We start from the raw sequence: 4,197 nt of genomic DNA, 5'->3' as shown, positions 1-4,197 counted from the left end.
CCTTCGGCTTGCCGTTAAACGACTTGATAGCCAACTGCTGGGCACTGCTGACTTTATGGCAATTCAGCGTGAGAAAGTGGCGCTGTCCAGCTAGCGCCCGGCGGCTGATTTGATACGAACTTGAGTCAAAACCTCAAGATTTCGGGAAACGATCTTGCTGGTCTTCGCCGGGCATTGGTACGGTCCGCCGCCGAAGCCTTGCACCAGGTCTCCACCCCAACTGGTCGGAAAGCCGATATGGATATCGTCCCTCCCGCGCGTCATCGACTTCTGATGCTGGCCACCAGCTCGCTGGTCGGATGGATTTTAGCCGCCCAGTGCGGATGCCACTGGGCCGCCAGCGGTCAGAACGCGCAAGGGGCTCGGCTCTACGAGCAGGGCCAGTACAGCGCGGCGATGCAGGAGTTTCAGAAAGCGATTGCGACTGACCCGACCAGCGCCGACGGCTACTACAACTTGGCCGCCACGACGCACCACATGGGAATCCAGCGGAACGACGCGGCGCTGATCGAGCAAGCCGAGGCGCTCTACAACCAGTGCCTCGACCACGAACCGAATCACGTCGATTGCCACCGCGGGCTGGCCGTGTTGCTGGTCGAATCGGGGCGTCCGGATCAGGCCTTCACGCTGCTCAAGAACTGGACGATGAAGAATCCGCACTACGCCGAAGCGCGGATCGAGCTGGCTCGGCTGTACGAGGAGTTTGGCGAGCCGCAGACAGCCAAGAAGTATCTGGAGGACGCGGTCCAGCAAGATCCGAACAGCGCCCGGGCTTGGTTGGCGCTGGCCCGGATGCGGGAAGCCTCGGGCGATCTGACGCAGGCCCTGGCCAACTACCAGCGGAGCTTCAGCCTGAACAACATGCAGCCGATGGTTCAGGAGCGGATCGCGGCACTCAATCGCCAGCTGGCCGACAGCTACAACAGCGCGCTGAGCAGCGGCGGGACGCGGATGGCCCAACCGCCGGCGAGCAGCACCACCCTGGGTCATGGAAGATATTGAGAGCCGCCATTAGAATTCGGGCTCGTTCTTTCCAGACGCGGCCCTTTCGCTTTCGGTGCACTGGTGACCACTCAAGATCTCGCTCAACGCATTTTCAACTTCTCCGCAGGCCCGGCCGCACTGCCGGTTTCCGTTCTGGAACAAGTCCGCGACGAAATGCTGTGCTTGCCGGGGGCCGGTTCCTCGCTGCTCGAGATGAGCCACCGCGATAAGCAGTTCGTCGACATCCTGCACGCCGCCGAAGCCGATCTGCGTCAACTGCTGTCGATCTCCGACGACTATGCGGTCCTCTTCCTCCAGGGAGGATCGCGATTTCAGTTTTCGATGATCCCCGCCAACCTGCTGCGGGGGACGCAGAAGACGGCCCACTATCTGGTCACCGGCTCGTGGAGCAAGAGCGCGATCGCCGAAGCGGTCAAGGAAGGGGCGATCGAGAAAGTCTGGGACGGGGCCGAGAAGAATTACAGCACGCTTCCCTCGGCCGGCGAGCTGCGGATCCCCGACGACTCCGCCTACCTCTACTACTGCAGCAACGAGACGATCCAGGGAGTCCAGTTCCAGAGCGAGCCCGCGTGCCCGGCCGGCGTGCCGCTGGTCTGCGATGCTTCGAGCGACTTTCTCAGCCGCCCGCTCGAGGTGGACCGTTACGGAATTCTCTACGCCTGTGCTCAGAAGAATGCAGGGCCGGCTGGAGTGACCGTCGTGATCATCCGCCGCGATCTGCTCCCCCTCGGCTCGGCCGACCTGCCGGGCTACATGCTGTACCGCAACCACGCCGAAAATGATTCGGAGTGGAACACCCCGCCGACGTTCGCGATCTACGTGCTCGGGTTGGTCGCCAAGTGGCTGCAGCGCGAGGTGGGCGGGCTCGACGCGATGGCCCAGCAGAACCGCGAGAAAGCCGATTTGCTGTACAGCGTCATCGACGAATACTCCGATTTCTATCAGGGGCACGCCGCTCGCGACGTCCGCTCGCGGATGAACGTCACCTTCCGACTCCCCGACGACGAGTCGCAGGGACGGTTCCTCGCCGGTGCGGCCGAACAGCAGTTGGGGAATCTCAAAGGGCACCGCAGCGTCGGTGGGATCCGAGCGAGCATCTACAATGCGATGCCTCGCGAAGGGGTTCAGACCCTGGCCGACTTCATGCGATCCTTCGCCTCCCAGGGCTAGGCTCTGTCAGAAAAGACTGAGCCGACGGCGCTAGCCGCGGGTGAGCCGACGGCGGTAGCCGCGGGTGCTGCAGCGAAAATTCCGGGGCTGCGAGGCCCGAGGCTAGCGCCTACGGCTCAAAAGACTAAAATCACTGGGTTTTCTGAGAGATCCTAGCGCTGCCCCCCGGCCCGCGAGCTTTGCCCCCTTGGATCTTTCGCTCCATCGCTCCCTTTCCACCACCGCAACCTCATGCAACGCATTATCGTTCTGGACACCATTGCCCCGGAAGGGCTGGCTCTGCTCGACGCTGAACCGAAGATCGAATACGACATTCGGACTGGGCTCAAGGGAGACGAGCTGCGCGAAGCGTTAGCCGAATACGACGGAGCGATCGTCCGTAGCGGCGTCAAAATCACCGCCGAGTCGCTCGCCGGCAATCGCCGCTTGAAGGCGATCGTGCGAGCGGGTGTGGGCACCGATAACATCGACAAAGTGGCTGCGACTCGGCTCGGCATCGTGGTCATGAATACGCCGACCGGCAACACGGTCAGCACCGCCGAGCACGCGTTCGCCCTAATGCTGGCTCTCTCCCGCAACATCGCCCCGGCCCATCAGAGCTTGGTCGAGCATCGCTGGGACCGCAAAGCCTATATGGGCACTCAGCTGGCTGACAAAACGCTCGGGATTGTCGGCATGGGGCGGATCGGCCGCGAAGTCGCGACCCGCGCGTTGGCGTTCCAGATGCGGGTCGTCGCTTACGATCCGTTCTTGACCGACGAGCAGGCCCTGAAGCTGGGAATCGAGCGAGCCGCGACGGTCGCCGAGATGCTCCCGCGGGTCGACTACCTGACGGTGCACACGCCGCTGACTCCGGAAACCGAGGGGCTGATCAATCTCAACAACCTCAGCGAGCTGAAACCGGGCGTGCGGTTGATCAATGCCGCGCGGGGAGGCATCTACGACGAAGCGGCCCTCGTTGCGGGGCTCAAGTCGGGGCAGATCGGCGGCGTCGCGTTGGACGTCTACAAGGAGGAGCCGTGCACCGACAGCCCGCTGTTCGAGATGCCCGGCGTCGTCTGCACGCCCCACCTCGGGGCGAGCACCGAGGAGGCCCAGACGCAAGTCGCCGTCGAGGGGATTCACCTGCTGATCAACTTCCTCAAGACCGGTGAGATCCGGCACGCCGTCAACGTCGCCTCGCTCGACCCCAAAACGCTCGCCGATATCCGCGGGTTCCTCGACGTCGCCTACCGGCTGGGGTTGTTTTTGGCCCAGTACCACGGAGGTGGAATCAGCTCCTTGCGGCTCAGCTACCGCGGCGATGTGTGCGAGAAGGACACACGCCTTCTGACCAACGCCTTCTGCGCCGGATTGCTGCAGCGAGCGATGGAAGAAGAGGTCAACATCATCAACAGCGAGCTGCTGCTTCGCGAGCGGGGAATCGAACTCTCCGAGCAGAAGCACCGCGAGCGTGGCGCCTTCGCTTCGAGCCTCACTGCCGAAGTGTCCGGCGATGGGCGGACCGTTGCCGCCAGCGGCACGTTGCTCGGGCAAAACATGCCTCGCTTGGTGATGGTCGATGATTACCGCCTCGAGGCATTTTTGGATGGGCACCTGCTGATCTTCACCCATACCGATGTCCCGGGAATTATCGGCCGCGTCGGAACCGTCTTTGGTCGCCACCAGGTGAACATCGCCCAGATGGCGGTCGGGCGGGGCAGTCACCAGCCGGGGGGGCATGCGATCGGCGTGCTCAACCTCGACGGAATGCCGCCGCAAGCCGCGTTGGACGAAGTCACCGAGATCGAGCCGATCGAGACGGTCGTCGTGGCTCAGCTGCCAGCGGCTGGAGAACTCCCCTCCTGGCTTGCGTAAGCCTGCATATTGCATCAGCCGCCGGGCGCTAGCCCCCGGTTCTCGAGAACGCCGCGCAAACCGGACGCTATCGCGTGGCGGCTGATTTCATCAAGCGTAAGCCTGCATATTGCACCAGCCGCCGGGCGCTAGCCCCCGCTTCTCGAGAACGCCGCGCGAACCGGA

General features: G+C 63.4%; 3 protein-coding genes. All 3 read left to right on the top strand.

All coding sequences use genetic code 11. From position 1 onward, the window contains the following. Positions 1 to 237: 237 nt before the first annotated feature. The 3 genes from GNK13_RS16300 to serA all read left to right on the top strand — a co-directional run bounded on the left by GNK13_RS16300 (position 238) and on the right by serA (position 4,032). Complete coding sequence (locus tag GNK13_RS16300; protein WP_203329101.1) at positions 238 to 1,002, top strand: tetratricopeptide repeat protein; 765 nt, start codon at positions 238 to 240, stop codon at positions 1,000 to 1,002. A gap of 63 nt (positions 1,003 to 1,065) precedes the next feature. After that, complete coding sequence (gene serC / locus GNK13_RS16295; protein ID WP_203329100.1) at positions 1,066 to 2,175, top strand: 3-phosphoserine/phosphohydroxythreonine transaminase; 1,110 nt, start codon at positions 1,066 to 1,068, stop codon at positions 2,173 to 2,175. Between the two features lie 231 nt (positions 2,176 to 2,406). Continuing rightward, a complete protein-coding gene (gene serA, locus GNK13_RS16290; protein WP_164103621.1) occupies positions 2,407 to 4,032 on the top strand; it encodes a phosphoglycerate dehydrogenase in 1,626 nt (541 codons plus the stop codon). The last annotated feature ends 165 nt before the right edge of the window (positions 4,033 to 4,197 follow it).

The organism is Candidatus Laterigemmans baculatus (assembly GCF_010367455.1).
In the GTDB taxonomy this organism is placed as follows: domain Bacteria; phylum Planctomycetota; class Planctomycetia; order Pirellulales; family Pirellulaceae; genus Laterigemmans; species Laterigemmans baculatus.
Note: the sequence above shows the minus strand (reverse complement) of the source record. Positions and strands in the feature narration are given on the sequence as shown.

Bases quoted from the DNA above. Each gene is read 5' to 3' on its own strand.
- GNK13_RS16300 (WP_203329101.1), top strand. From the start codon at position 238: ATGGATATCGTCCCTCCCGCGCGTCATCGACTTCTGATGCTGGCCACC.
- serA (WP_164103621.1), top strand. From the start codon at position 2,407: ATGCAACGCATTATCGTTCTGGACACCATTGCCCCGGAAGGGCTGGCT.